General features: G+C 72.0%; 23 protein-coding genes. 13 read left to right on the forward strand and 10 right to left on the reverse strand.

Annotated elements, in window-relative coordinates; all coding sequences use genetic code 11:
* Positions 1-61: 61 nt before the first annotated feature.
* Entirely contained in the window at positions 62-499 is a 438-nt protein-coding gene (locus ACSMXR_RS23765) for a gamma-glutamylcyclotransferase family protein (RefSeq protein ID WP_007458837.1), read from the reverse strand.
* Positions 500-793: 294 nt separating this feature from the next.
* On the opposite strand from ACSMXR_RS23765, the gene ACSMXR_RS23770 reads away from it, so the two are divergent.
* Together ACSMXR_RS23770 and ACSMXR_RS23775 are read left to right on the forward strand one after the other, a co-directional pair.
* Positions 794-2,233, forward strand: coding sequence for an NAD(P)H-quinone dehydrogenase (locus ACSMXR_RS23770; protein ID WP_137232030.1), 1,440 nt, complete (start codon positions 794-796; stop codon positions 2,231-2,233).
* A 186-nt stretch (positions 2,234-2,419) separates the two neighbouring features.
* Positions 2,420-3,382 carry a DeoR/GlpR family DNA-binding transcription regulator gene (locus tag ACSMXR_RS23775; RefSeq protein ID WP_078611261.1) on the forward strand — a complete coding sequence of 321 codons (963 nt, stop codon included), beginning with the start codon at positions 2,420-2,422 and terminating at the stop codon, positions 3,380-3,382.
* 154 nt (positions 3,383-3,536) lie between these two features.
* On the opposite strand, the gene ACSMXR_RS23780 is transcribed toward ACSMXR_RS23775, so the two are convergent.
* Positions 3,537-4,079 (reverse strand): TetR/AcrR family transcriptional regulator, encoded by a 543-nt coding sequence (locus ACSMXR_RS23780; protein WP_444545324.1) that lies wholly within the window; start codon positions 4,077-4,079, stop codon positions 3,537-3,539.
* Between the two features lie 175 nt (positions 4,080-4,254).
* On the reverse strand, positions 4,255-6,009 hold the full coding sequence (locus ACSMXR_RS23785; RefSeq protein ID WP_137232028.1) for an acetyl/propionyl/methylcrotonyl-CoA carboxylase subunit alpha: 1,755 nt from the start codon (positions 6,007-6,009) through the stop codon (positions 4,255-4,257).
* A 352-nt stretch (positions 6,010-6,361) separates the two neighbouring features.
* On the opposite strand from ACSMXR_RS23785, the gene ACSMXR_RS23790 reads away from it, so the two are divergent.
* Complete coding sequence (locus ACSMXR_RS23790; RefSeq protein ID WP_364886807.1) at positions 6,362-6,817, forward strand: hypothetical protein; 456 nt, start codon at positions 6,362-6,364, stop codon at positions 6,815-6,817.
* Positions 6,818-6,839: 22 nt separating this feature from the next.
* Here the strand turns inward: ACSMXR_RS23790 and ACSMXR_RS23795 are convergent, their stop codons facing one another.
* From ACSMXR_RS23795 to ACSMXR_RS23810, 4 genes are all read right to left on the reverse strand, one after another.
* Positions 6,840-7,451 carry a nucleoside triphosphate pyrophosphatase gene (locus tag ACSMXR_RS23795; protein WP_381853358.1) on the reverse strand — a complete coding sequence of 204 codons (612 nt, stop codon included), beginning with the start codon at positions 7,449-7,451 and terminating at the stop codon, positions 6,840-6,842.
* A gap of 26 nt (positions 7,452-7,477) precedes the next feature.
* Positions 7,478-7,606: a morphogenic membrane protein MmpB gene (gene mmpB / locus ACSMXR_RS23800; RefSeq protein ID WP_010058523.1), complete on the reverse strand. Its 129-nt coding sequence runs from the start codon at positions 7,604-7,606 to the stop codon at positions 7,478-7,480.
* Between the two features lie 75 nt (positions 7,607-7,681).
* Positions 7,682-7,888, reverse strand: coding sequence for an acyl-CoA carboxylase epsilon subunit (locus tag ACSMXR_RS23805; protein WP_137232025.1), 207 nt, complete (start codon positions 7,886-7,888; stop codon positions 7,682-7,684).
* 29 nt (positions 7,889-7,917) lie between these two features.
* Entirely contained in the window at positions 7,918-9,498 is a 1,581-nt protein-coding gene (locus ACSMXR_RS23810; protein ID WP_030086854.1) for an acyl-CoA carboxylase subunit beta, read from the reverse strand.
* Positions 9,499-9,653: 155 nt separating this feature from the next.
* Here ACSMXR_RS23810 and ACSMXR_RS23815 point away from each other — a divergent pair, with 155 nt between their 5' ends.
* The 4 genes from ACSMXR_RS23815 to ACSMXR_RS23830 all read left to right on the forward strand — a co-directional run bounded on the left by ACSMXR_RS23815 (position 9,654) and on the right by ACSMXR_RS23830 (position 14,160).
* A complete protein-coding gene (locus ACSMXR_RS23815) occupies positions 9,654-10,562 on the forward strand; it encodes a biotin--[acetyl-CoA-carboxylase] ligase (RefSeq protein ID WP_473169867.1) in 909 nt (302 codons plus the stop codon).
* Positions 10,563-10,740: 178 nt separating this feature from the next.
* On the forward strand, positions 10,741-11,940 hold the full coding sequence (locus ACSMXR_RS23820; RefSeq protein WP_473169868.1) for an adenylate/guanylate cyclase domain-containing protein: 1,200 nt from the start codon (positions 10,741-10,743) through the stop codon (positions 11,938-11,940).
* Between the two features lie 139 nt (positions 11,941-12,079).
* On the forward strand, positions 12,080-12,892 hold the full coding sequence (locus tag ACSMXR_RS23825) for an enoyl-CoA hydratase/isomerase family protein (protein ID WP_137232022.1): 813 nt from the start codon (positions 12,080-12,082) through the stop codon (positions 12,890-12,892).
* A 113-nt stretch (positions 12,893-13,005) separates the two neighbouring features.
* Positions 13,006-14,160 (forward strand): GGDEF domain-containing protein, encoded by a 1,155-nt coding sequence (locus ACSMXR_RS23830; protein WP_030086860.1) that lies wholly within the window; start codon positions 13,006-13,008, stop codon positions 14,158-14,160.
* A gap of 115 nt (positions 14,161-14,275) precedes the next feature.
* On the opposite strand, the gene ACSMXR_RS23835 is transcribed toward ACSMXR_RS23830, so the two are convergent.
* Positions 14,276-15,013 (reverse strand): translation initiation factor IF-2, encoded by a 738-nt coding sequence (locus ACSMXR_RS23835; RefSeq protein ID WP_473169869.1) that lies wholly within the window; start codon positions 15,011-15,013, stop codon positions 14,276-14,278.
* Positions 15,014-15,135: 122 nt separating this feature from the next.
* Between ACSMXR_RS23835 and hutH the strand changes: the two genes are divergently transcribed.
* Positions 15,136-16,686: a histidine ammonia-lyase gene (hutH, locus tag ACSMXR_RS23840; RefSeq protein ID WP_137232020.1), complete on the forward strand. Its 1,551-nt coding sequence runs from the start codon at positions 15,136-15,138 to the stop codon at positions 16,684-16,686.
* Between the two features lie 96 nt (positions 16,687-16,782).
* Here the strand turns inward: hutH and ACSMXR_RS23845 are convergent, their stop codons facing one another.
* Entirely contained in the window at positions 16,783-17,097 is a 315-nt protein-coding gene (locus ACSMXR_RS23845; RefSeq protein ID WP_473169870.1) for a hypothetical protein, read from the reverse strand.
* Positions 17,098-17,205: 108 nt separating this feature from the next.
* On the opposite strand from ACSMXR_RS23845, the gene ACSMXR_RS23850 reads away from it, so the two are divergent.
* The 3 genes from ACSMXR_RS23850 (at position 17,206) to ACSMXR_RS23860 (ending at position 19,763) form a co-directional block, all read left to right on the forward strand.
* Positions 17,206-17,655, forward strand: a complete 450-nt coding sequence (locus tag ACSMXR_RS23850; protein WP_242741381.1) for a hypothetical protein — start codon at positions 17,206-17,208, stop codon at positions 17,653-17,655.
* 235 nt (positions 17,656-17,890) lie between these two features.
* Positions 17,891-19,159 carry a L,D-transpeptidase gene (locus tag ACSMXR_RS23855; protein WP_137232018.1) on the forward strand — a complete coding sequence of 423 codons (1,269 nt, stop codon included), beginning with the start codon at positions 17,891-17,893 and terminating at the stop codon, positions 19,157-19,159.
* 232 nt (positions 19,160-19,391) lie between these two features.
* Positions 19,392-19,763 carry a DUF1330 domain-containing protein gene (locus tag ACSMXR_RS23860; protein WP_381906542.1) on the forward strand — a complete coding sequence of 124 codons (372 nt, stop codon included), beginning with the start codon at positions 19,392-19,394 and terminating at the stop codon, positions 19,761-19,763.
* Between the two features lie 74 nt (positions 19,764-19,837).
* Here the strand turns inward: ACSMXR_RS23860 and ACSMXR_RS23865 are convergent, their stop codons facing one another.
* Positions 19,838-20,290, reverse strand: coding sequence for an RDD family protein (locus ACSMXR_RS23865; RefSeq protein WP_364886796.1), 453 nt, complete (start codon positions 20,288-20,290; stop codon positions 19,838-19,840).
* A 487-nt stretch (positions 20,291-20,777) separates the two neighbouring features.
* Here ACSMXR_RS23865 and ACSMXR_RS23870 point away from each other — a divergent pair, with 487 nt between their 5' ends.
* Together ACSMXR_RS23870 and gdhA are read left to right on the forward strand one after the other, a co-directional pair.
* On the forward strand, positions 20,778-20,954 hold the full coding sequence (locus ACSMXR_RS23870) for a hypothetical protein (RefSeq protein WP_170994527.1): 177 nt from the start codon (positions 20,778-20,780) through the stop codon (positions 20,952-20,954).
* Positions 20,955-21,299: 345 nt separating this feature from the next.
* The gene (gene gdhA, locus ACSMXR_RS23875) at positions 21,300-22,688 is read left to right on the forward strand and encodes an NADP-specific glutamate dehydrogenase (protein WP_137232016.1); all 1,389 of its coding nucleotides are present in this window, start codon (positions 21,300-21,302) and stop codon (positions 22,686-22,688) included.
* Positions 22,689-22,737: the final 49 nt, after the last annotated feature.

Genomic DNA, 22,737 nt, shown 5'->3' on the forward strand with positions numbered 1-22,737 from the left:
CGCGTCGGAGGTCTTTGTGCTTTCGCACGAAGAGGGCCCGGCCGGACCTGTTCCGCCCAGGTCAGCAGGGGCGCTTGCGCAGCTCCATCACATAGTCGTGAGGTGCGCCGGCGGATTCCGCGGCGTCGGCGATCTCACCGAGATAGCGCGCCGAGGGCAGCCCGCCCTCGTATCCGTTCAGCACGTACATCCAGGCCGGCTCCTCGCCGTCCAGGGTGTGCACCCGCACCCGCATGCGCCGGTATATGTCCAGCCCGACGCCCTCCCAGCGGTCCATGGAGTCCTCGTCCATCGGCGCCAGGTCGTACAGCGCGACGAAGACCTGGGAGCGCGGCGCCTCCACCACGGTGGCCAGCGCCCCCTCCCAGCCCATCTGCTCCCCGCCGAAGGTCAGCCGCCAGCCGTTGAGCCAGCCGGTGCTGCGCATCGGGGAATGCGGGGCGCGGCGGGTCATCAGCCGCGCGTCGAGGTTGCCGGCGTACGCGGCGTAGAGCGACATGGGACCGAGGGTACGGGAGGTGGGCGCGGGAGCGCCGGTTCCTGTGACGAAGGCCCCGGTCGGGGGAGTACGGGGAGCGGCGCGGCGCCGGCTCCGGCGGCCCGTCCCCGTACGCCGGAAGCTCCGGTTCCCGTACGGCGGACGCCCTCTTTCCCGTATGGAGGGCCCCGGGGCGAAGCACTTTGGCGCGTGCGGGACAATGGAGTACGTACTGCATTCCCCCGGGGCGATCCCCCGGACCCCCGGCCGGGGCGGCAGGCGGCCGCGGGTTACACAACGCGAGGCGGACTTTTCGTGACCCGGATCGTGATCATCGGCGGCGGCCCCGGCGGCTACGAGGCAGCCCTGGTGGGCGCCCAGCTCGGCGCGGAGGTGACCGTCGTCGACTGCGACGGTCTGGGCGGGGCCTCGGTCCTCACCGACTGCGTGCCCTCGAAGACCCTGATCGCGACGGCCGAGGTGATGACCACCTTCGACTCCTCCTACGAGGAGCTCGGCATCATCGTCGCCGACGACACCCCGCACGTGGAGCAGGCGGCCCGGGTCGTCGGCGTGGACCTCGGCAAGGTCAACCGCCGGGTCAAGCGCCTCGCGCTCGCCCAGTCCCACGACATCACCGCCTCCGTCACCCGGGCCGGCGCCCGCGTGATGCGCGGCCGGGGCCGGCTCGACGGGCTCCAGGCGGCCGACGGGTCCCGCCAGGTCGTCGTCACCGCCGCCGACGGCACCGAGGAGCGGCTCACCGCCGACGCCGTGCTGATAGCGACCGGCGGTCACCCGCGCGAGATCCCGGACGCGCAGCCGGACGGCGAGCGCATCCTGAACTGGACCCAGGTCTACGACCTCGACGAGCTCCCCGAGGAGCTCATCGTGGTCGGATCCGGCGTCACCGGCGCCGAGTTCGCCGGGGCCTACCAGGCGCTCGGCTCCCGCGTCACCCTCGTCTCCTCCCGCGACCGGGTGCTGCCCGGCGAGGACCCGGACGCCGCCGCCGTCCTGGAGGACGTCTTCCGCCGCCGCGGCATGAACGTCATGGCCCGCTCCCGCGCCCAGTCCGCCAAGCGCGTCGGCGACCGGGTCGAGGTGACGCTGGCCGACGGCCGGGTCATCACCGGTTCGCACTGTCTGATGGCGGTCGGCGCGATCCCGAACACCGCGGGCATGGGCCTGGAGGAGGCCGGCGTACGGCTCAAGGACTCCGGGCACATCCTCACCGACCGGGTCTCGCGCACCAGCGCCCCCGGCGTCTACGCGGCCGGCGACGTCACCGGGATCTTCGCGCTGGCCTCGGTCGCCGCGATGCAGGGCCGGATCGCGATGTACCACTTCCTCGGCGACGCGGTCGCCCCGCTGAACCTCAAGGCCGTCTCCGCCAACGTCTTCACCGACCCGGAGATCGCCACCGTCGGCTACAGCCAGGCCGAGGTCGACGCCGGCAAGATCGAGGCGCGGGTGGTGAAGCTGCCGCTGCTGCGCAACCCGCGCGCCAAGATGCAGGGCATCCGCGACGGCTTCGTCAAGATCTTCTGCCGTCCCGGTACGGGGATCGTGGTCGGCGGCTGCGTGGTCGCGCCGCGCGCCAGCGAGCTGATCCACCCCATCTCGATCGCGGTCGACAACAACCTGACGGTGGAACAGATCGCAAACGCTTTCACCGTGTACCCGTCCCTGTCCGGATCGATCGCCGAAGTGGCCCGGCAGTTGCACACCCGCAAGCTCACGGGCGAGGGCTGAGCACCCGGGAAACCCGACATTCCCCGGCAACCCCCGGCAGTCCGGACGGTGCTGTGACCGCCTGACGATCACCGCCGAACAACAAAGGGGCCTCCTATACCACTTGGAGGCCCCTTTGAAGTACAACTTCTGTTATTCGGCGCAAACTGCTGAAAACTCACCGACGGCCAGGTTACTGTCAGTTTCGTGTTCGCTGCAGAACGTCGTCAGTTGATCCTCGAAATGGTGCGCGCCAACGGGGCGGTATCGCTCCGTGAGCTCGCCCGCGTCGTCCAGACCTCCGAAGTGACCGTACGGCGGGACGTGCGGGCACTGGAGGCAGAAGGACTCCTCGACCGCCGGCACGGCGGTGCGGTCTTGCCGGGCGGTTTTACGCGGGAGTCCGGCTTTCCGCAGAAATCCCATCTCTCCACCGCGGAGAAGACAGCAATCGCCGACCTGGCCGCGGGTCTTGTCGGTGAGGGCGAGGCCATCGTGGTCGGCGCCGGTACGACCACGCAGGAGCTGGCCCGACGGCTCGCGCGGGTCCCCGGTCTGACCGTCGTCACCAACTCCCTGCTGGTGGCCCAGGCGTTGGCCCACGCCAACCGGGTCGAAGTCGTCATGACCGGCGGCACCCTGCGCGGGAGCAACTACGCGCTGGTGGGCAGCGGGGCCGAGCAGTCCCTCCAGGGGCTGCGGGTCTCCCGGGCCTTCCTCTCCGGGAGCGGTCTCACGGCGGAGCGTGGCCTGTCCACCTCCAACATGCTCTCGGCCAGCGTCGACCGGGCTCTGGTGCAGGCCGCCGCGGAGGTGGTGGTCCTGGCGGACCACACCAAGCTCGGCTCGGACACCATGTTCCAGACGGTGCCCACGGAGCTGATCACCCGTCTGGTGACGGACGAGCCGCCGCTCCACGACGAGCGGGCCGCCGCCGAGCTCCAGGCCCTGGCGGACCAGGGCGTGGAGATCACGGTGGCCGGACCGGAGTCGGACGCGTCCGGCGGCGACGGCCCCCCACCGGGGAGCCGGCCCCGCCGTGACATGCCGCTGCCCGGCCAGCGGCGCACGCAGAACGGCGGCCTCGGCCCGCAGTTGCGCAGTGCTTCCGCCCTGGCGGACGTGCCGGGCGAACAGCGGGCCCGGGTGGCGGACCTGCGCCGGCGGTAGGCCCGGGTCGGGGGCGCTGCCCCCGAACCCCCGCTCCTCAAACGCCGGAGGCTGGATTTCGCGGCTGCGACGCCCGCTTGTTCGCTTTTCAGCCGCTCCGGCGTTTGAGGAGCGGGGATTGGGCGCGCCGGGCGCAGGGGCCCCTAAAGGCCCGCTACTTCAGCCCGCGCAGTGTCAGCCGCAGCAGTCGCTCCGCCAGCTCCGGATCGTCCGGCGACTGCTCGGCCGCCAGCGCGATCGCGTTGGTCAGCTGCAACAGATCGTCGATCGAGACATCGCCCCGCACCGACCCGCTCTCCTGGGCCCGGCGCAGCAGCCCCGCGCCCGCCTCCCGGAGCGGCAGATGGCACTGCACGAGTGCCGAGGTCTCGTCGCGCGAGGCGGACATCAGGCCGTGCGCCAGGCCGCGGTACTCACCCGCATGAGTGACGATCGCACCCAGCCACTCCACCAGCGCCCGGCACGGGGCCTCCGCCGCCGCCAGCTCCCGTGAGCGGTCCAGGAGTGAGCACAGGGCGTCCTGGAAGACCGCGTTCATCAGCGCGTCCCGGTTCGGGAAGTGCCGGTAGAGGGTGCCGATGCCCACGCCCGCCCGCCGGGCGATGTCCTCCAGCGAGGCGTCCGTGCCGTGCTCGGCGAAGGACCTGCGCGCTTCGCCCACCAACCGGTCGTGGTTCCGGCGCGCGTCCGCGCGCATCGGCCGCGTCGGCGGTCGCGCCGTGCTCGTCTCCATCGGGATCGCCCCTGCCATGGCTTCCGCCCCTCCCTCGGTCCCTCAGGACCTTCGTGGGTTCCAGGATGCCACTGGTGACGAAGGGGCCCGGCCCACGTCTCATGACGCGGTCCGGGCCCCTTCGGAGCGTGCGCGGCGGTCAGTCCTTGATCTCGCAGATCAGGGCGCCGGAGGAGACGGAGGCGCCGACTTCGGCGGTGAGGCCCTTGACGGTGCCGGAGCGGTGCGCGTTGAGCGGCTGCTCCATCTTCATGGCCTCCAGGACGACGACGAGGTCGCCCTCCTTGACCTCCTGGCCCTCCTCCACCGCGATCTTGACGATGGTGCCCTGCATGGGCGAGGCGAGGGAGTCGCCGGAGGCGGCCGAGCCGGCCTTCTTGGCCGCGCGGCGCTTCGGCTTGGCGCCGGCCGCGAGGCCGGTGCGGGCCAGGCTCATGCCCAGCGAGGACGGCAGCGAGACCTCCAGGCGCTTGCCGCCGACCTCGACGACGACGGTCTCGCGTCCGGCCTCGTCCTCCGCGTCCGCGTCGGCGGGCGCGGCGAAGGGCTTGATGTCGTTGACGAACTCGGTCTCGATCCACCGGGTGTGGACGGTGAACGGGTCCGCGGTGAAGGCGGGGTCGGCGACGACGGCCCGGTGGAACGGGATCGCGGTGGCCATGCCCTCGACCTGGAACTCCGCCAGTGCGCGGGCGGCCCGCTGGAGCGCCTGCTCACGGGTCGCGCCGGTCACGATCAGCTTGGCGAGGAGCGAGTCCCAGGCCGGGCCGATCACGCTGCCGGACTCGACGCCCGCGTCCAGCCGGACACCGGGGCCGGTCGGCGGGGCGAAGGTGGTGACGGTGCCGGGGGCGGGCAGGAAGCCGCGGCCCGGGTCCTCGCCGTTGATCCGGAACTCGAAGGAGTGACCGCGAACGGCCGGGTCGCCGTAACCCAGCTCCTCGCCGTCGGCGATACGGAACATCTCGCGTACGAGGTCGATTCCGGTGACCTCTTCGGTGACCGGGTGCTCGACCTGAAGACGGGTGTTGACCTCCAGGAAGGAGATCGTGCCGTCGACGCCGACGAGGAACTCGACGGTGCCCGCGCCGACGTAACCGGCTTCCTTCAGGATCGCCTTGGACGCCGCGTACAGCTCGTCGTTCTGCGCCTGGGTCAGGAAGGGGGCCGGGGCCTCCTCCACGAGCTTCTGGTGGCGGCGCTGGAGCGAGCAGTCACGGGTGGAGACCACGACGACGTTGCCGTGGGTGTCGGCCAGACACTGGGTCTCCACGTGGCGGGGCTTGTCGAGGTAGCGCTCGACGAAGCACTCGCCGCGTCCGAACGCGGCGACGGCCTCGCGGACCGCGGAGTCGTACAGCTCCGGGATCTCCTCCAGCGTGCGGGCCACCTTCAGACCGCGGCCGCCGCCGCCGAAGGCGGCCTTGATCGCGATCGGGAGGCCGTTCTGCTCGGCGAACGCGACGACCTCGTCGGACCCGGAGACCGGGTCCGGGGTGCCGGCCACGAGCGGGGCGCCGGCGCGCTGGGCGATGTGCCGGGCGGCGACCTTGTCGCCGAGGTCGCGGATGGCCTGCGGCGGCGGGCCGATCCAGGTCAGCCCGGCGTCCAGGACGGCCTGGGCGAACTCCGCGTTCTCCGACAGGAATCCGTAACCGGGGTGGATCGCGTCCGCCCCCGAGTCGGCCGCGGCCTGCAGCACCTTGGCCATGTCCAGATAGCTGGCGGCCGGGGTGTCACCGCCCAGAGCGAACGCCTCGTCGGCGGCCCGGACATGCAGAGCGTCCCGGTCCGGCTCGGCGTAGACCGCGACACTCGCGATCCCCGCGTCCCGGCACGCCCGAGCAACGCGGACAGCGATTTCGCCACGGTTGGCGATGAGCACCTTGCGCACGATGACTCCCTCCTCGAAACAAGCTGAGTTTAGGGACTACCGACACGGCCGTACGACCCGTCCCCAATGGTGAGCTTGCCCACACGGAGTGTGATCCGAGGCTTGCCCCAGTAGTGAAATCCCTTGTGGCACCACGGTACGCCGGGATCCTCAACCGCACAGTAACCACCCGGTGTGGTGCAGGTCTCTGTCTTTAAGGTCAACGCCTCACGGCGATTCTTTGTGGACTCCCTACGAACGGCCGCTGGATTCTTTGCCCGTCGCCCGGGCCGTTCAACCTCTTGTCCGAAGGAATACCCATGAGTAGGGTCCGCGCTACGCACGTACCAGAGGTAACAGGGGTGGGACGCAGATGCGCAGACCGGTGGCGATCGTGACGGCGCTCGTGCTGTTCGGGGAGGCGGTGGGCATCGTGCTCATCAACGCCGTCCTGGCCACGGTCGCGGAGAACCAGAACATGTCGCTCGCCGGAATGGACCCGGACGCCATGTCCACCGGCACCTGGGTGATGGGCGGCGTCTCCGGGCTGCTGCTGGTCCTGTGCGGGCTGATAGCGCTGATCGCCGGGATACGCGACCGGGCTCCGGGGCGCGCCGGACGGATCGTCCTGATCGGCTGCGCGGTCGTGCACGGTGTCCTCGGCGCGGTCACCGTCGGCCTGGTGGGCTGGGGCGCCTTCGCGTTCATGATGGTGGTGCTGGCCCTGCTGGTGCTCACCCTGGTGTCGTACGGGCCCGAGACCCGGGCCGAGGGCACCGGCGGCACCGACGACACGGCGGACGGGAAGACCGCCCCGGCGCCGGCCTAGGGGGTGTCCGGCGGCTCCGGTCTCAGACCCACAGCTCCGTGACGGAGACGTCCAGCTCGCCCAGCAGCCGCCGCAGCAGCGGCAGCGAGAGCCCGATGACATTGCCGTGGTCGCCCTCGATGGAGTCGACGAACGGCGCCGAGCGGCCGTCCAGGGTGAACGCCCCCGCGACATGGAGCGGTTCGCCCGAGGCGACATAGGCGGCGACCTCGGCGTCGCTCGGTTCGCCGAACCGTACGACGGTGGACGCCGTCGCCGATGCCGTACGGCCGGTGGCGGTGTCGATCACGCTGTGCCCGGTCTGCAGGACGCCCGCCCGGCCGCGCATCGACTTCCAGCGGGCGGTGGCCTCCTCGGCGTCGGCGGGCTTGCCGAGCGCCTCGCCGTCCAGCTCCAGCACCGAGTCGCAGCCGACGACCAGGGCGTCCGCCGCCTCGGGGCGCTCCGCGACCGCCGCGGCCTTGGCACGGGCCAGGACGAGCGCCAGCTCCGCGGGGGTCGGTGCGCTCAGGGCGTCCTCGTCCACACCGCTGACGATCACCTCGGGGGCGAACCCGGCCTGGCGCAGCAGACCGAGACGGGCGGGGGAGGCGGAGGCGAGCACGAGACGGCGCTGATCAGTCATGCGGGCCATCGTAGAAGGGCCACGGGCCTGATGGGTCAGTGGATGCCGAGCACGAACATCGCCACCAGCATCGCCAGCGCCAGCAGCACGCCGGCTCTGCGCATCATGGCCTGGGCGTCGCGCAGTTCCTTCGGCGGCTTGTTCTCGGGGTCGGACCACAGCATGCTTCCGATCCTGCTGCGCCGGGCGCCGCCGCGCCTGAGTACGGGTACTCAAGAGTCCGCGGCGCCCGGTTCCGCTCAGGCCGGCCAGTACGTCCTGGCCCAGGCGCGGGGGCCCGGACGCGGGCGGTCCGTGCGGGCGATGCGCCCCGGGTCGGACCACTGCTCGGGCGGCAGCGGCGCGCCGGACGACACGGCGGACGCCGCCGCGGCGCGCGCCCGGACCACCGCCAGTGCGGCGGCCAGCTCCTCCGGGGTGGGGTTGCCCCGTACGACCTTGATCATGGGCAGGCCTCTCTGGGAAGTGCCGACGGCTACAGCGGGATGTTGCCGTGCTTCTTCGGGGGAAGGGATTCCCGCTTCGTACGGAGTTGACGCAGGCCCTTGACGATGTGGGCCCGGGTGTCGGACGGCATGATCACCGCGTCGACGTAACCGCGCTCGGCCGCCACGTACGGGTTGAGCAGCGCGTCCTCGTAGTCCGTCATCAGCTCGGCACGGGTGGCGTCCGGGTCCTCGGCGGCGGCGATGGTGCGGCGGTGCAGGATGTTCACCGCGCCCTGCGCCCCCATGACGGCGATCTGCGCGGTCGGCCAGGCCACGTTCAGGTCGGCGCCCAGGTGCTTGGAGCCCATCACGTCGTACGCCCCGCCGAACGCCTTGCGGGTGATGACGGTGATCAGCGGGACCGTCGCCTCCGCGTAGGCGTAGATCAGCTTCGCGCCGCGCCGGATGATGCCGCCGTACTCCTGGTCCACGCCCGGCAGGAAGCCCGGTACGTCCACGAAGGTGATGACGGGGACGTTGAACGCGTCGCAGGTGCGGACGAAACGGGCCGCCTTCTCGCTGGCGTTGATGTCCAGGCAGCCGGCGAACTGCATCGGCTGGTTGGCGACGATGCCGACCGGGTGGCCCTCGACCCGGCCGAAGCCGGTGATGATGTTCGGCGCGAACAGGGCCTGGGTCTCCAGGAATTCGGCGTCGTCCAGGACATGCTCGATCGCGGTGTGCATGTCGTACGGCTGGTTCGCCGAGTCCGGGATCAGCGTGTCCAGCTCACGGTCCTCGTCGGTGGTGGCGAGGTCCGCCTCCTCCGGGAACGCCGGGGCCTCGGAGAGGTTGTTCGAAGGCAGGTACGACAGCAGCGACTTGACGTACTCGATGGCGTCCTTCTCGTCGCCCGCCATGTGGTGCGCCACCCCGGAGGTGGTGTTGTGCGTACGGGCGCCGCCCAGCTCCTCGAAGCCGACGTCCTCACCGGTGACCGTCTTGATGACGTCGGGGCCGGTGATGAACATGTGCGAGGTCTGGTCCACCATCACCGTGAAGTCGGTGATCGCGGGGGAGTAGACCGCGCCGCCCGCGCACGGGCCGACGATCAGCGAGATCTGCGGGATCACCCCGGAGGCGTGCACATTGCGGCGGAAGATCTCGGCGAACAGGCCGAGCGCCACGACGCCCTCCTGGATCCGCGCGCCGCCGCCGTCGTTGATGCCGATCACCGGACAGCCGGTCTTCAGCGCGAAGTCCATGACCTTGACGATCTTCTCGCCGTAGACCTCGCCGAGCGAACCGCCGAAGATCGTGAAGTCCTGCGAGTACACGCAGACCGGGCGGCCGTCGACCGTGCCGTAACCGGTGACGACACCGTCCCCGTACGGGCGGTTCTTCTCGATGCCGAAGTTGGTGGAGCGGTGCCGGGCGAACTCGTCGAGCTCCACGAAGGAGCCCTCGTCCAGCAGCAGCTCGACCCGCTCACGGGCCGTCAGCTTGCCCTTGGCGTGCTGCTTCTCGACCGCACGGGCCGAACCGGCGTGCGTCGCTTCGTCGATGCGGCGCGTCAGGTCCGCGAGCTTGCCCGCGGTGGTGTGGATGTCGCTTAGCGGCTCGGACATCGGGGGGCGGCTCCCTGCCTGGTCACGGGGACGACGTCTGGCACCGGTCACGGGGGGACGGCCAGCCGTCAGTCCGGCTCTGGCTACTGACTCGTAGGGTATCGGCGCGCCTCCGGAAAGGCAGTGCGTCCTTTGCCACACCTAGGCTGGGTTGCATGACACCACCGGATGCGCCACACAACCGCTGGTCGGACCTGGACCGGCCGCCCCTCAACGTGACCGCGCTGCGCCGCGGACTGCTCCGGCCGGACGCGCTGTGGACGTCGCTGGAGGTCGTGGAGTCCACCGGGTCCACCAACACCGACCTGGCAGGACAGGCCCGTACCGGGGCGGCGGGCGAGGGCACCGTGCTGGTCGCCGAGGAGCAGACCGCCGGGCGCGGACGGCTGGAGCGGAGCTGGACCGCACCGCCCCGCTCCGGGCTCTTCCTCTCCGTCTACCTGGAGCCCGGCGACATCCCCGTGGAGCGCTGGGGCTGGGTGCCGCTGCTGGCCGGGGTCGCCGCCGCGACCGGGCTCGCGAAGTCGGCGGGTGTCGACATGTCGCTGAAGTGGCCCAACGACCTGCTGGTGACGATCCCCAAGGGCTCCGACAAGCTCCGTCCAGGGGAGACCCCACCGGGGGAGGAGCGTAAGACGGGCGGCATCCTCGGCGAGTTCGCCGGGGACGGCATCGTCGTCGGCCTCGGCATCAACGTCTCGCTGCGCGCCGACGAGCTGCCCGCCCCCACCGCCGGATCCCTCGCGCTCGCCGGAGCCGTCTCCACCGACCGCGAGACCCTGCTGCGCGCCGTCCTGCGCTCGCTGGAGGACTGGTACGGCCGGTGGAAGGCGGCCGGCGGCGACGCGGCCGCGAGCGGGCTCCAGGCCGCCTACGCGGCGGGCTGCGCGACCCTGGACCGGACCGTGCGGGCCGAGCTGCCGGGCGGGAAGTCGCTGGTCGGCGAGGCGGCCGCGATCGACGGCGACGGGCGGCTCGTCCTCTCCACCGAGGGCGGGCTCCAGCAGCCGGTGTCGGCCGGGGACATCGTCCATCTGCGGGGCGCGGCGGGCGGCCTGACCTGAGGCGGCTCCCGCCCCCGATGGGCGTACGGGCGGATACCGCGTATGCCTGAGTTGTCACGCGCGACGCACCGACGGCGGGCAACCAAGGACGTGAGCTGGGGCACACCTGCCGTATCGTTGAGGCGATCCAGCGACAGATCGGCAGGGCAGTGCGCAGGGAACGGGCAGGAGGCGGCTGGTGACCGTCGGCGACACGACGTCCGGCGCGGGTGAGGAGCCCGGGCCGGACTCCTCGGTCCACGCCACACCCCACCACGAGGTCGACCACACGGTGGAACCGACCGACGACCCCCTCGCCATCCGCCTGGAAGCGCTGATCCTGGGGGCCGACCGGCGCTACACGCCCTTCCAGGCGGCCCGCACCGCCGGGGTCTCCATGGACCTGGCCTCCCGTTTCTGGCGGGCCATGGGCTTCGCGGACATCGGCCAGGCCAAGGCGCTCACCGAGGCCGATGTGCTCGCCCTGCGGCGGCTCGCCGGTCTCGTCGAGGCCGGGCTGCTCAGCGAGCCGATGGCGATCCAGGTCGCCCGCTCCACCGGGCAGACCACCGCCCGGCTGGCCGAATGGCAGATCGACTCGTTCCTGGAGGGTCTGACCGAGCCGCCCGAGCCCGGCATGACCCGCACCGAGGTCACGTACCCGCTGGTCGAGCTGTTGCTCCCGGAGCTCCAGGAGTTCCTCGTCTACGTGTGGCGGCGCCAGCTGGCCGCCGCCACCGGCCGGGTCGTGCAGGCCGCGGACGACGAGGAGATGGTCGACCGGCGCCTCGCCGTCGGCTTCGCGGACCTGGTCGGCTTCACCCGGCTGACCCGGCGGCTGGAGGAGGAGGAGCTCGGCGAGCTGGTCGAGTCCTTCGAGACGACCGCCGCCGACCTGGTCGCCGCGCACGGCGGACGGCTCATCAAGACCCTCGGCGACGAGGTGCTCTTCGCCGCCGACGACGCGGGCACGGCCGCCGAGATAGCGCTCCGGCTGATCGAGGCGATGTCCCAGGACGAGACGATGCCGGCCCTGCGCGTCGGCATCGCCTTCGGCACGGTCACCACCCGGATGGGCGATGTCTTCGGCACCACGGTGAACCTCGCCAGCCGGCTCACCTCGATAGCTCCGAAGGACGCCGTCCTGGTCGACGGGGCGTTCGCCAAGGAGCTGGTCCGCCACGGCGAGGCCCCGGAGTCCGAGGCGCAGGCCGCCGAGGCCGTCGCGGCCGCCGCCGAACGGGCCCGGCTCGCCGAGAAGGAGGGCCGCGAGCCCGCCGGCGAGCCGCCGCTGCCCACGTACCGCTTCGGTCTCCAGCCGATGTGGCAGCGCCCGGTGCGCGGGCTCGGCGTGGTCGAGCCGTGGCTGCTGGCCCGCCGGGGCAAGACCGGCTCCTGAGCGGTGCCCGACCACCCCTGGGGCCGGTCGGTCACGGCTTCGGACCGTCGGTGCCCTGTCGGCGGTCCGGCGGTCCTGTCTAGGATTCCTGCCGGGTAACGCTCGTTAACGGGCGCCGTCGACCGACAGGGGTGCAGCCATGACCGTCACGTCCGAGCAGCGGTACGGGGAGTTCGTCGTCGTACGGCGGCACGAGGGGCAGGACCACGTCGCCGAGCTGGTCCTCGACCGGCCCAAGGCCATGAACGCCGTCTCCACCGACATGGCCCGCTCCATCGCCGCCGCCTGCGAGGCGCTCGGCGCCGACCGGGACGTCCGGGCCACCGTCCTCACCTCCAGCCACGACCGGGCCTTCTGCGTCGGCGCGGACCTCAAGGAGCGCAACTCCTTCACCGACGCCGACCTCGTACGCCAGCGGCCCACCGCCCGCGCCGCCTACACCGGGGTCCTGGAGCTGCCGATGCCGGTGATCGCCGCCGTGCACGGCTTCGCCCTCGGCGGCGGCTTCGAACTCGCCCTCGCCTGCGATGTGATCGTCGCCGACGCCACCGCCGTGGTCGGACTGCCCGAGGTGTCCGTGGGGGTCATTCCGGGCGGTGGCGGTACGCAGCTGCTGCCGCGCCGGGTGGGTGCGGCGCGCGCCGCCGAGCTGGTGTTCAGCGCCCGCCGCGTCGAGGCCGCCGAGGCGCGCGAACTGGGCCTGGTGGACGAGCTGGTCGAGGCGGGCCGGGACCGCGAGGAGGCCCTCGCGCTGGGCGGCCGGATCGCCGCCAACTCGCCGGTCGGGCTGCGCGCGGCCAAGAAGGCGCTCCGGCTGGGCCAGGGCCTCGATCTGCGGGCGGGCCTGGAGGTCGAGGACGCGGCCTGGCGGTCGGTGGCCTTCTCCGGGGACCGGGCGGAGGGCGTGGCCGCGTTCAACGAGAAGCGGCGCCCCGACTGGCCCGGCGAGTGACGACGCGCGTGCCTCACGCAGAGTGAGCGCGGCGCGAAGAAATAGTTGAAATTAGTTACGCATCAAGCTGATCAAGCCGCTCAAAAGGGGACAAATCTACATAAACTACAGAAATGGGTGGTGACGATGTGCGGCTGCGAGCCGTGGTTTCGCTGGCGCAGACCATGGCCGCGGCCTACACGCCGCGGGAGTCGTGGCGGGCGGCGGCGCTGGGCGCCTGTGAGGCGCTGAGCGGCAGTTTCGCCGCGCTCTCCGTGTGGGAGCGGGACCGGGGCAGGCTGCGGGTGCTGGTGAACGCGGGTCAACGGGCCGAGGGGGAGGAGGAGTTCCCCGAGGAGGAGGCCTACCCGGTCCATGAGTTCCCGGAGATCACCGAGTTCCTGCACGAGCGGTGGGCCGGCGGTGGCGAGCCCGACGCCTGGGTGGAGACCGCCGACGGGCTGCCCGGCGCGGGCGGACCGGCGCGCGGCGCCCGCCCGTACTGCCACCAGCGGGTCGCCGCGCTCCGGCGGCGCGGCCGGGGCTGCTGCGTGGTCGCGCCGATCGTGCTGCACGGGCGGGCGTGGGGCGAGCTGTATGTGGCGCGGCCGGCCGGGCAGCCCGTCTTCGACCGGGCCGACGCGGACTTCGCGACCGTGCTCGCCGCCGTCGTCGCCTCCGGGATCGCCCAGACCGAGCGCCTGGAGGAGGTCCGCAAACTGGCCTTCACCGACCCGCTGACCGGTCTCGCCAACCGCCGCGCGGTCGACATCCGGCTCGACGAGGCCATCGAGCTGCACCGCGTCGACGACACCGTCGTCAGCCTCGTCGTCTGCGACCTCAACGGCCTCAAGGCGGTGAACGACACCCATGGCCACGCCGTCGGCGACCGCCTGCTGGAACGTTTCGGCTCGGTGCTGTCGCTGTGCGGGGCGATGCTGCCCCAGGCGCTGGCGGCCCGGCTCGGCGGCGACGAGTTCTGTCTGCTCGCGGCCGGCCCCCCGGCGGACGCGGTGGTCGGCGTGGCCACCGAGCTCTGCGACCGGGCGGCGGTGATCGAGCTGGGCGACGGGGTGGCCTGCGGGGTCGCGTCGACCGGCGACCCGATCGGTCCGGTGCGCTCGGCCCGGCGGCTGTTCCGGCTCGCGGACGCCGCCCAGTACCGGGCCAAGGCGGCGCGTTCGCTGGGGCCCGTGGTGGCCGGGCGGGACGGCGAGGTCATCCGGCTCGCGGACTCCCCGCCGAAGTCCGCGCACGACCGGCGCAGGCTGCGCGGCAACCGGCCGTGAGCGGTGGCGGCGTCGGGTGCCAGGTGCCAGGTGCCAGGTGTCAGGCGTCGGGTGTCAGGCGTCAGGTGTAGAGGCGTCAGGTGTCAGGCTTTCGGCGAGGCCGCGGCCCAGGTCATCAGTGCGGCGGCGGCATCGGGGTCAGGGCGTTGCCGATGGTGCAGCCGCCCTCTCCGGGCATCCGCTGGATCCGGGACGGCACCCACACCTCGGTGGAGCCGGGGCGCACATGGCCGAGGAGGCAGTCCTGCGGGTCGTAGCCGTTGCCCTGGACCGACAGCAGGACGCCGACCCGGTCGCCGTCGGCCTTCACCTCGGTACGGATCGTCGCGTCCAGGTCCAGCGCGGCGACCGCGCGCCGGATCTCCGCCTCGTCCACCCGGCCGCCCTCCGGCACCCGCGGCAGCTTCGCGCGCAGCTCCTCGTACGGCAGCGGGGGCGGTTCCGGCGGCGGGGCGAAGGTGGGTCGGGGGCCGTCCGGGCAGTCCACGTCACGCGGGGTCTCGCGCCACTCCGACTTCGGCGACACCCGTATCGCGAAACAGCGCCGCACGGTGACCGGATCGGGGTCGAACATCTCGTTGTACGCCGAGCCGGACGTCCGGACGGTCACCTCGACGCCGTCCCCGTCATGGGTCGAGGCGCCCTTCACGCGCAGCACCTCCACCCCGTCGATGCCGGAAGCGGAGTACCCGACCTCCTCCGCCGTACGCGGACGCTGGCTGCGCAGCCGGTCGCCCGCGCTCCTGGCCACATCCCGTGCCGCGTCCGTCGCCTCGCCCTCGGAGGACCGGAGCACGCCGCAGCCGGAGACGGTGAGCAGCAACAGCGGGGCGAGCAGCAGGAGTCGGCGCATGCGTGCAGCTTCCACGCATCGCGCACGGCGGGCAACCCGCTCACGTACTCGGGCCGCCCCGTAAGGGGCCCTGCTCGGTACCACTAGTGACATGAAGGCTTTCAATCCGTACGCTGCTGAATATGGATATGCACACTGTTGTGGTGGGGACGTCCGGAACCACCGCCGAGGACGTCGTCGCCGTGGCCCGCCACGGCGCCCGGGTCGAGCTCTCCGCCGCCGCCGTGGAAGCCCTGGCCGCCGCCCGGCTCATCGTGGACGCGCTCGCCGCCAAGCCCGAGCCGGTCTACGGCGTCTCCACCGGCTTCGGCGCGCTCGCCAGCCGCCACATCAGCCCCGAGCTGCGTGCGCAGCTCCAGCGCAACATCGTCCGCTCGCACGCGGCCGGCATGGGCCCCCGCGTCGAGCGCGAGGTGGTCCGCGCGCTGATGTTCCTCCGGCTGAAGACGGTCGCCTCCGGTCACACCGGCGTACGCCCCGAGGTCGCCCAGACCATGGCCGACGTGCTGAACGCGGGCATCACGCCCGTCGTCCACGAATACGGCTCGCTCGGCTGCTCCGGCGACCTCGCCCCGCTCTCGCACTGCGCGCTCACCCTGATGGGCGAGGGCGACGCGGAGGGTCCCGACGGCACGGTCCGCCCGGCGGGCGAGCTGCTCGCCGCGCACGGCATCGCCCCGGTCGAGCTCCGCGAGAAGGAGGGCCTTGCCCTCCTCAACGGCACCGACGGCATGCTCGGCATGCTCGTCATGGCCCTCGCCGACCTCAAGAACCTCTACACCTCGGCCGACATCACCGCCGCCCTCTCCCTGGAGGCGCTGCTCGGCACGGACAAGGTCCTCGCCCCTGAGCTGCACGCCATCCGCCCGCACCCCGGTCAGGGCGTCAGCGCGGACAACATGCTGCGGGTGCTGGCGGGTTCGGGCCTGACAGGTCATCATCAGGACGACGCGCCCCGGGTCCAGGACGCCTACTCGGTGCGCTGCGCCCCCCAGGTCAACGGCGCGGGCCGCGACACCCTCGACTACGCGGCCGTCGTCGCCGGGCGCGAACTGGCCTCCTCCGTCGACAACCCGGTGGTCCTTCCCGACGGCCGGGTCGAGTCCAACGGCAACTTCCACGGGGCGCCCGTCGCGTACGTCCTCGACTTCCTCGCGATCGTCGCCGCCGACCTCGGCTCGATCTGCGAACGCCGCACCGACCGGCTGCTCGACAAGAACCGCTCGCACGGCCTGCCGCCGTTCCTCGCGGACGACGCCGGGGTCGACTCGGGCCTGATGATCGCCCAGTACACGCAGGCCGCCCTGGTCAGCGAGATGAAGCGGCTCGCGGTCCCGGCCTCCGCCGACTCGATCCCGTCCTCCGCGATGCAGGAGGACCACGTCTCCATGGGCTGGTCCGCCGCCCGCAAGCTCCGTACCGCCGTGGACAACCTGGCCCGGATCGTCGCCGTCGAGCTGTACGCGGCGACCCGCGCCGTCGAGATCCGGGCCGCCGAGGGGCTCGTCCCGGCCCCCGCCTCGCAGGCGGCCGTGGCCGCGCTGCGGGCCGCCGGAGCCGAGGGGCCGGGCCCGGACCGCTTCCTCGCGCCGGACCTGGCCGCCGCCGACACGTTCGTACGCGAAGGGCGCCTGGTCGCGGCCGTGGAGCCGGTCACGGGGCCGCTGGCCTGAGGCCACCGCCGTACCCGCGACACCGACGACGAAGGGCTGCCGCGCCTGTCCGGAGCGGCAGCCCTTCGTCGTATGCACAGGATCGGACGTACGGGATCAGAGCGCCGGGCGCGTACCCGTCACGGAGCGGCGGACCGAGTAGGTGACGAAGGCGGTGCCGAGGCCCAACAGGGCGGTGCCGCCGACGAGATACGGGGTGGTCTCCGGGCCGGGACCGGTGTCGGCGAGGCGCGCGTCCGAAGAGTCGTCAGCGGCGCCGGCGGCCGCGCGGTCGGCCGTGGCGGCCGGTGCGGACTGCGGGCGGTTCTCCCCGGTGTCCCCGGTCGCGTTGGCCGACGGGACGAACCAGAGAGCGGCCAGCAGCGTGCCTGCGGCGGTGGCGGTCAGCAGTGTGCGACGAGCGACGGACACAGATTCGATCCCCTTGCGACAACCATGAGTTAGCCCCGTGGGCCGATGCTAAGCAAAGCAGCGGGTCGGTGGAAAGTCGCGGCCTCGCCGAGCCTTACGCTCCGGCTTATGAGCACAGAAGAGACATCCAGGTTTGTTCGACTTCGCGTGGAGATGGTGCTGGAGGTCACCGACCTCGACGCCCTGACCGGCACCGCCCTCGAATCCATCGCCGCCGAGTACGGGGACCCCGTCGCAGCGGTCGCCGGAACCGACACCGCCGAGGAGCGGATGCATGCCGAGGCCACGGTCCGGGCAGACGGTGCTGAGGCCCTCGCTTCCCTGGTCGACCCGTTCGACCTGGTCAGCGAGGTGCCCGGGGTCGAACTCGCCCAGGCCTCCTGGAGCAGCGAGTCCATCGAGTACGACCCCGACGCGGAGGGCTGGGACGACGCGGACGACGGCGACGAGGGCCTCTTCCTGCCGCAGGACGAGGGCGACGAGGAGGGGTACGGCGACGCGGTCGCGCACAATGGGAAGAACGACGGCGAGGACGGTGACCCCGCGCAGCGGGTGTGACGTGTGAGAACACCGGCCCCGGCCCCGCTCACCCGCGGACCGGGGCCGCGCCGTGCGGCGACGGAAACCGGGGCCCGATCTCGGGAACCGCCGCGCGCGGGGCCGCGTCGATGAGTGGTGTTCCCCACATCTGTCGTGGATGCGGAACGGAGCACCCGTTCCGGGTGTTCTTGGAACATTGACGGGGAATAGCCGCCTGGCGGCCCCGTCCGGGGATTTTGGGGAATCGGCAACGATGGAGAAGCGTGTGATGACGGACAGCAAGCGGCGCAGGGGCCTCGTGGCCGTGTCCGCACTGCTCGGCGGCGTGCTGGTGCTTTCGGCCTGTACCGACGACGGCGACAAGGGCGGAAAGACGAGCGCCGGGAGTTCGGAGTCGTCGCAGCAGGAGGTGGACAAGGCGGCAGCCGAGGACGCCTCCGAGGCGCAGATAGCGATCAAGCCGAAGAACGGCGCGACCAACGCCAGCATCAACAACGCGGCCCAGGTCACCGTCGCCAAGGGCAAGCTCACCGAGGTCGTCATGACCACGGCCGACGGCACCCCGGTCGAGGGCACGCTGGCGGCCGACGGGTCCAGCTGGAAGCCCGCGGGCCAGCTGGAGCGCTCCACCACGTACAAGATCGACGCCACGGCGGAGGACTCGAAGGGCCGCAAGGCGCACGAGAACAGCTCCTTCACCACCGTCTCGCCCGACAACAGCTTCATCGGGAACTTCACCCCCGAGGACGGCTCCACGGTCGGCGTCGGGATGCCCGTCTCGATCAACTTCAACAAGGCGATCACGGACAAGAAGGCCGTCCAGGACGGCATCACCGTGACCTCCAGCAGCGGCCAGGAGGTCGTCGGCCACTGGTTCAACTCCCAGCGCCTGGACCTGCGCCCGCAGGACTACTGGCAGGGCGGCTCCACCGTCACCCTGAAGCTGGCGCTGGACGGTGTCGAGGGCGCGGACGGCGTCTTCGGTGTCCAGCAGAAGACCGTGACCTTCAAGATCGGCCGTAACCAGGTCTCCACCGTCGACGCGAAGACCAAGACGATGACGGTCACCCGCGACGGCAAGACCATCAAGACGATCCCGATCTCCGCGGGCTCCCCCGACAACCCCACGTACAACGGTCAGATGGTGATCTCCGAGAAGCACAAGGAGACCCGGATGAACGGCGCCACCGTCGGCTTCACCGATGACGACGGCAAGGGTGAGTACGACATCAAGGACGTGCCGCACGCCATGCGGCTGTCCACGTCGGGCACCTTCATCCACGGCAACTACTGGGGCAAGGGCATCTTCGGCAACGCCAACACCAGCCACGGCTGTGTGGGCCTCGCCGACGTGAAGGGCGCGAACGACCCCAACGCGCCGGGCGCCTGGTTCTACGACAACTCGATCGTCGGCGACGTGGTCATCGTCCAGAACTCCCCGGACAAGACCATCACCCCGGACAACGGCCTCAACGGCTGGAACATGAGCTGGGCCGAGTGGACGGCCGGCTCCCAGGCCTGATCCACGGCCTGATCCACCGGACCCGCCCGGTCCACCCGCTTTCCCCTCGCACCACCCCCGTCCCCGCCCGAAGGCGGCGGCCCCGGAACACTCCGGGGCCGCCGCCTTCGGCGTTGCCGGGCACCGCATGACCTCCGAGGTAATCGACGCCCTCCGCCCGGCCCGGCAGCATCGTGGGTGTCCCGGAGACCGCCCCGGGAGCCGCCCCGCCGCCACCACGGAGGACCGGATCATGACCGCGTACGCCATCGCCCACCTGCACCCCGCCGACGGCCCCGTCCAGGACGAGGTGCTGAGCTACATCGAGCGGATCCAGGCCACCATGAAGCCCTACGGAGGCCGCTTCCTGGTGCACGGCGCCGAGGTGGAGGTGGTGGAGGGGGCCTGGCCCGGCGGGCTGGTCGTCGTCGGCTTCCCGGGGGTCGAGGAGGCCCGCGCCTGGTATGCCTCGCCCGCGTACCGGGAGATCCTGCCGCTGCGTACCCGGCATCTCGGCGGTGACGTGATCATCGTCCCGGGCGTCGGTCCGGAGTACGACGCGCCGGCCACCGCGGCGGCGATGCGGGCGGCGCGGGACCGTGCGGCCGGGGAGCGTACGGCGTAGGACGCGTAGGACCGCACGACGCAGGTCGGTGCGATGCAGGACGGTACGGCGCGGGAGGCCGAGGGCAACCCGGCTCAGCCCGTACGCTCCTCCGCCACCGCCGCCCGGTAGCTCCGCAGGTCGCTGCGGAGCACCTGGCGCACCCCCGCGAGGTCCTCGTGACCCTCCGCGGGGCAGCCGCCGGGCCGCTCCGGGCCGCTGGGCGACGCAGGGCCCCGGAGCCGGTGCCAGGGCTGGAGCGGCAGCCAGAGGAGCCCGTACAGCCAGCGCAGCACCAGCCTCCGGAACTCCGGCCGGCCCGCGTCGGGCAGCCGGATCACCCGGACGCCCATGATCAGCTTTCCGGCGCTCGCCCGGACCGCCAGCGTCAGCAGCACCTGGTTGGCGAACGACAGCACGACCAGCTGGACCACCAGCAGGCCGACCGCGCGCCCCGTCCCGCCGGAATCCAGACAGGACCGCACCAGCAGCCCCACGGCCAGCAGGCACAGATAGGCGTCGAGCCCGACCGCCAGATAGCGCCGCATGTCACCCGTGCCCTTGGGGATGCGCGGCCGCCCCCGGGGCGCCGGGGAGGGGTACACCGAGGCGCGGGCGTACGCCGGGTACGCGGCCCGTGGAAGCGCCTGCCCGTACGGCGCCGGAGGCCGTGCGGGGGGCGGGTCCGGACGGGACAGCGCGGGGCCGCTCCCGGCCCGGCGCACTCCGTACAGCGCCCGTAACTCGTCAGGAGGCTGCCCTCTCCGACGCCCCCGCGGCTTCGTCATGGGGGCATCATGACTGATCGTCAGGCGGGGTGTCCCCGTTCCTGACGGGTAACTCCCACGGCCCCGCGTTGTTTCACCGGACCCTTACGGTTGGCGTCCCCCGGGCACACGGAAGGGGCGTTCCCGGCCGCGCGGCGACGGCGGGGGTGTAGCCCGCTCCACCCCCGATACGGGGGCGCTCTCCCTCCCCGCCGCGCGCCCCGGCCGACAGACTCGGAGCATCACCGACCACGGAGGCATCGCCGTCATGAAGTCCCTGCTCTGGCTCGTCCTGTCCGCCGCACTCGCCGCCAACGTCTTCCTGAGTCTCGCCGTCGAGGAGAGCGGCCTCCAGATCGCCCTGAGCGTCGCCGCGGGTGTCACCGCCATCGCCTCCGGGGTCGGGCTCTGGATGCTGCGCGACCCGCAAGAGAGCGGAACGTGAAGGTGACCTTCGTCACTCGAACGGTCTACGGCCGGGGCGCGGGCCGGGGCCGCGCGCGCCGCCCGTAACAGCGGATCAGCGGGCGGCGCAGAGCCCGGCAGAGCGCTCCGGACGCTGATCAAAACGCCTGATCATGGTCAATATGTGGATGGTCCTCGAAGATCATCGGGCCGCACTGGAGAATCGGACCGTACGACGGTCCTGCGTATCGCCCGGCCGGGCGACGGCCGCGCGGTCCTCCCGAGCGGGAGTCCGCGGGGCCCCGGCGGGGGAGACGGACCGGTGGCGCCCTCCGGGACGGGGGCGCCGACGCACACGAGCCCGACCACGGAAGGTCAGAATCAGATGCCGGTCATCCCCGACTCGCCCGACTCCGCCCGCACGCACGACGCCGCGGCCCGTGTCATCGAGCCGCTCTACGCCGAGATCCTGCGCCGCAACCAGGGTGAGCAGGAGTTCCACCAGGCGGTCCGCGAGGTCCTGGAGACGCTCGGGCCGGTGCTGACCCAGCGGCCCGAATTCGTCGACGCGCGCATCATCGAGCGGATATGCGAGCCCGAGCGCCAGCTGATCTTCCGGGTGCCGTGGTCGGACGACTCCGGCGACATCCACGTCAACCGCGGCTTCCGGGTGGAGTTCTCCAGCTCGCTCGGCCCCTACAAGGGCGGCCTGCGCTTCCACCCCTCGGTCAACCTCGGCATCGTGAAGTTCCTCGGCTTCGAGCAGATCTTCAAGAACGCCCTCACCGGCATGCCCATCGGCGGCGGCAAGGGCGGCGCGGACTTCGACCCCAAGGGCCGCTCCGACGCCGAGATCATGCGGTTCTGCCAGTCCTTCATGACCGAACTCCACCGCCACCTGGGGGAGTACACCGACGTACCGGCCGGTGACATCGGCGTCGGCGGCCGCGAGATCGGCTATCTCTTCGGCCAGTACAAGCGGATCACCAACCGCTACGAGTCCGGTGTCCTCACCGGCAAGGGCCTCGGCTGGGGCGGCGCACAGGCCCGCACGGAGGCCACCGGCTACGGCACGGTCCTGTTCACCGCCGAGATGCTGCGCAGCCGGGGCGAGTCGCTGGAGGGCCAGACCGTCGCGGTCTCCGGTTCCGGCAACGTCGCCATCTACGCCGTCGAGAAGGCCCAGCAGCTCGGCGCGACCGTGGTGACCTGCTCGGACTCCGGCGGCTATGTGGTCGACGAGAAGGGCATCGACCTCGCCCTCCTCAAGGAGATCAAGGAGACCGGCCGGGGCCGGGTCTCGGAGTACGCCGAACGACGCGGCGCACACGCTCGGTTCGTGCCCGGTACGGGGGTGTGGTCGGTCCCCGTGGACGTGGCCCTGCCCTGCGCCACGCAGAACGAACTGCACGAGGCGGACGCGCTGGACCTCGTACGCAACGGGGTCAAGGCGGTCGCGGAGGGCGCCAACATGCCCACCACCCCGGAGGCGGTACGGGTGTTCCAGGAGGCGGGCGTCGCCTTCGCCCCCGGCAAGGCGGCCAACGCGGGCGGGGTCGCGACGAGCGCGCTGGAGATGCAGCAGAACGCGTCCCGGGACTCGTGGACCTTCGCCCACACCGAGGAGCGGCTCGCCGAGATCATGCGGCACATCCACGACTCCTGCTACACGACCGCCGAGCGGTACGGGAGCCCCGGCAACTACGTGGTGGGCGCGAACATCGCGGGCTTCGAGCTGGTCGCGGACGCGATGCTGGCGCAAGGTCTGATCTGACCGTACGTCCGGTGACGGGGCGGCGGCCCGCGCCCCGTCACCGGGAACC

The sequence above is a fragment of the Streptomyces sp. DSM 106670 genome (assembly GCF_055792845.1).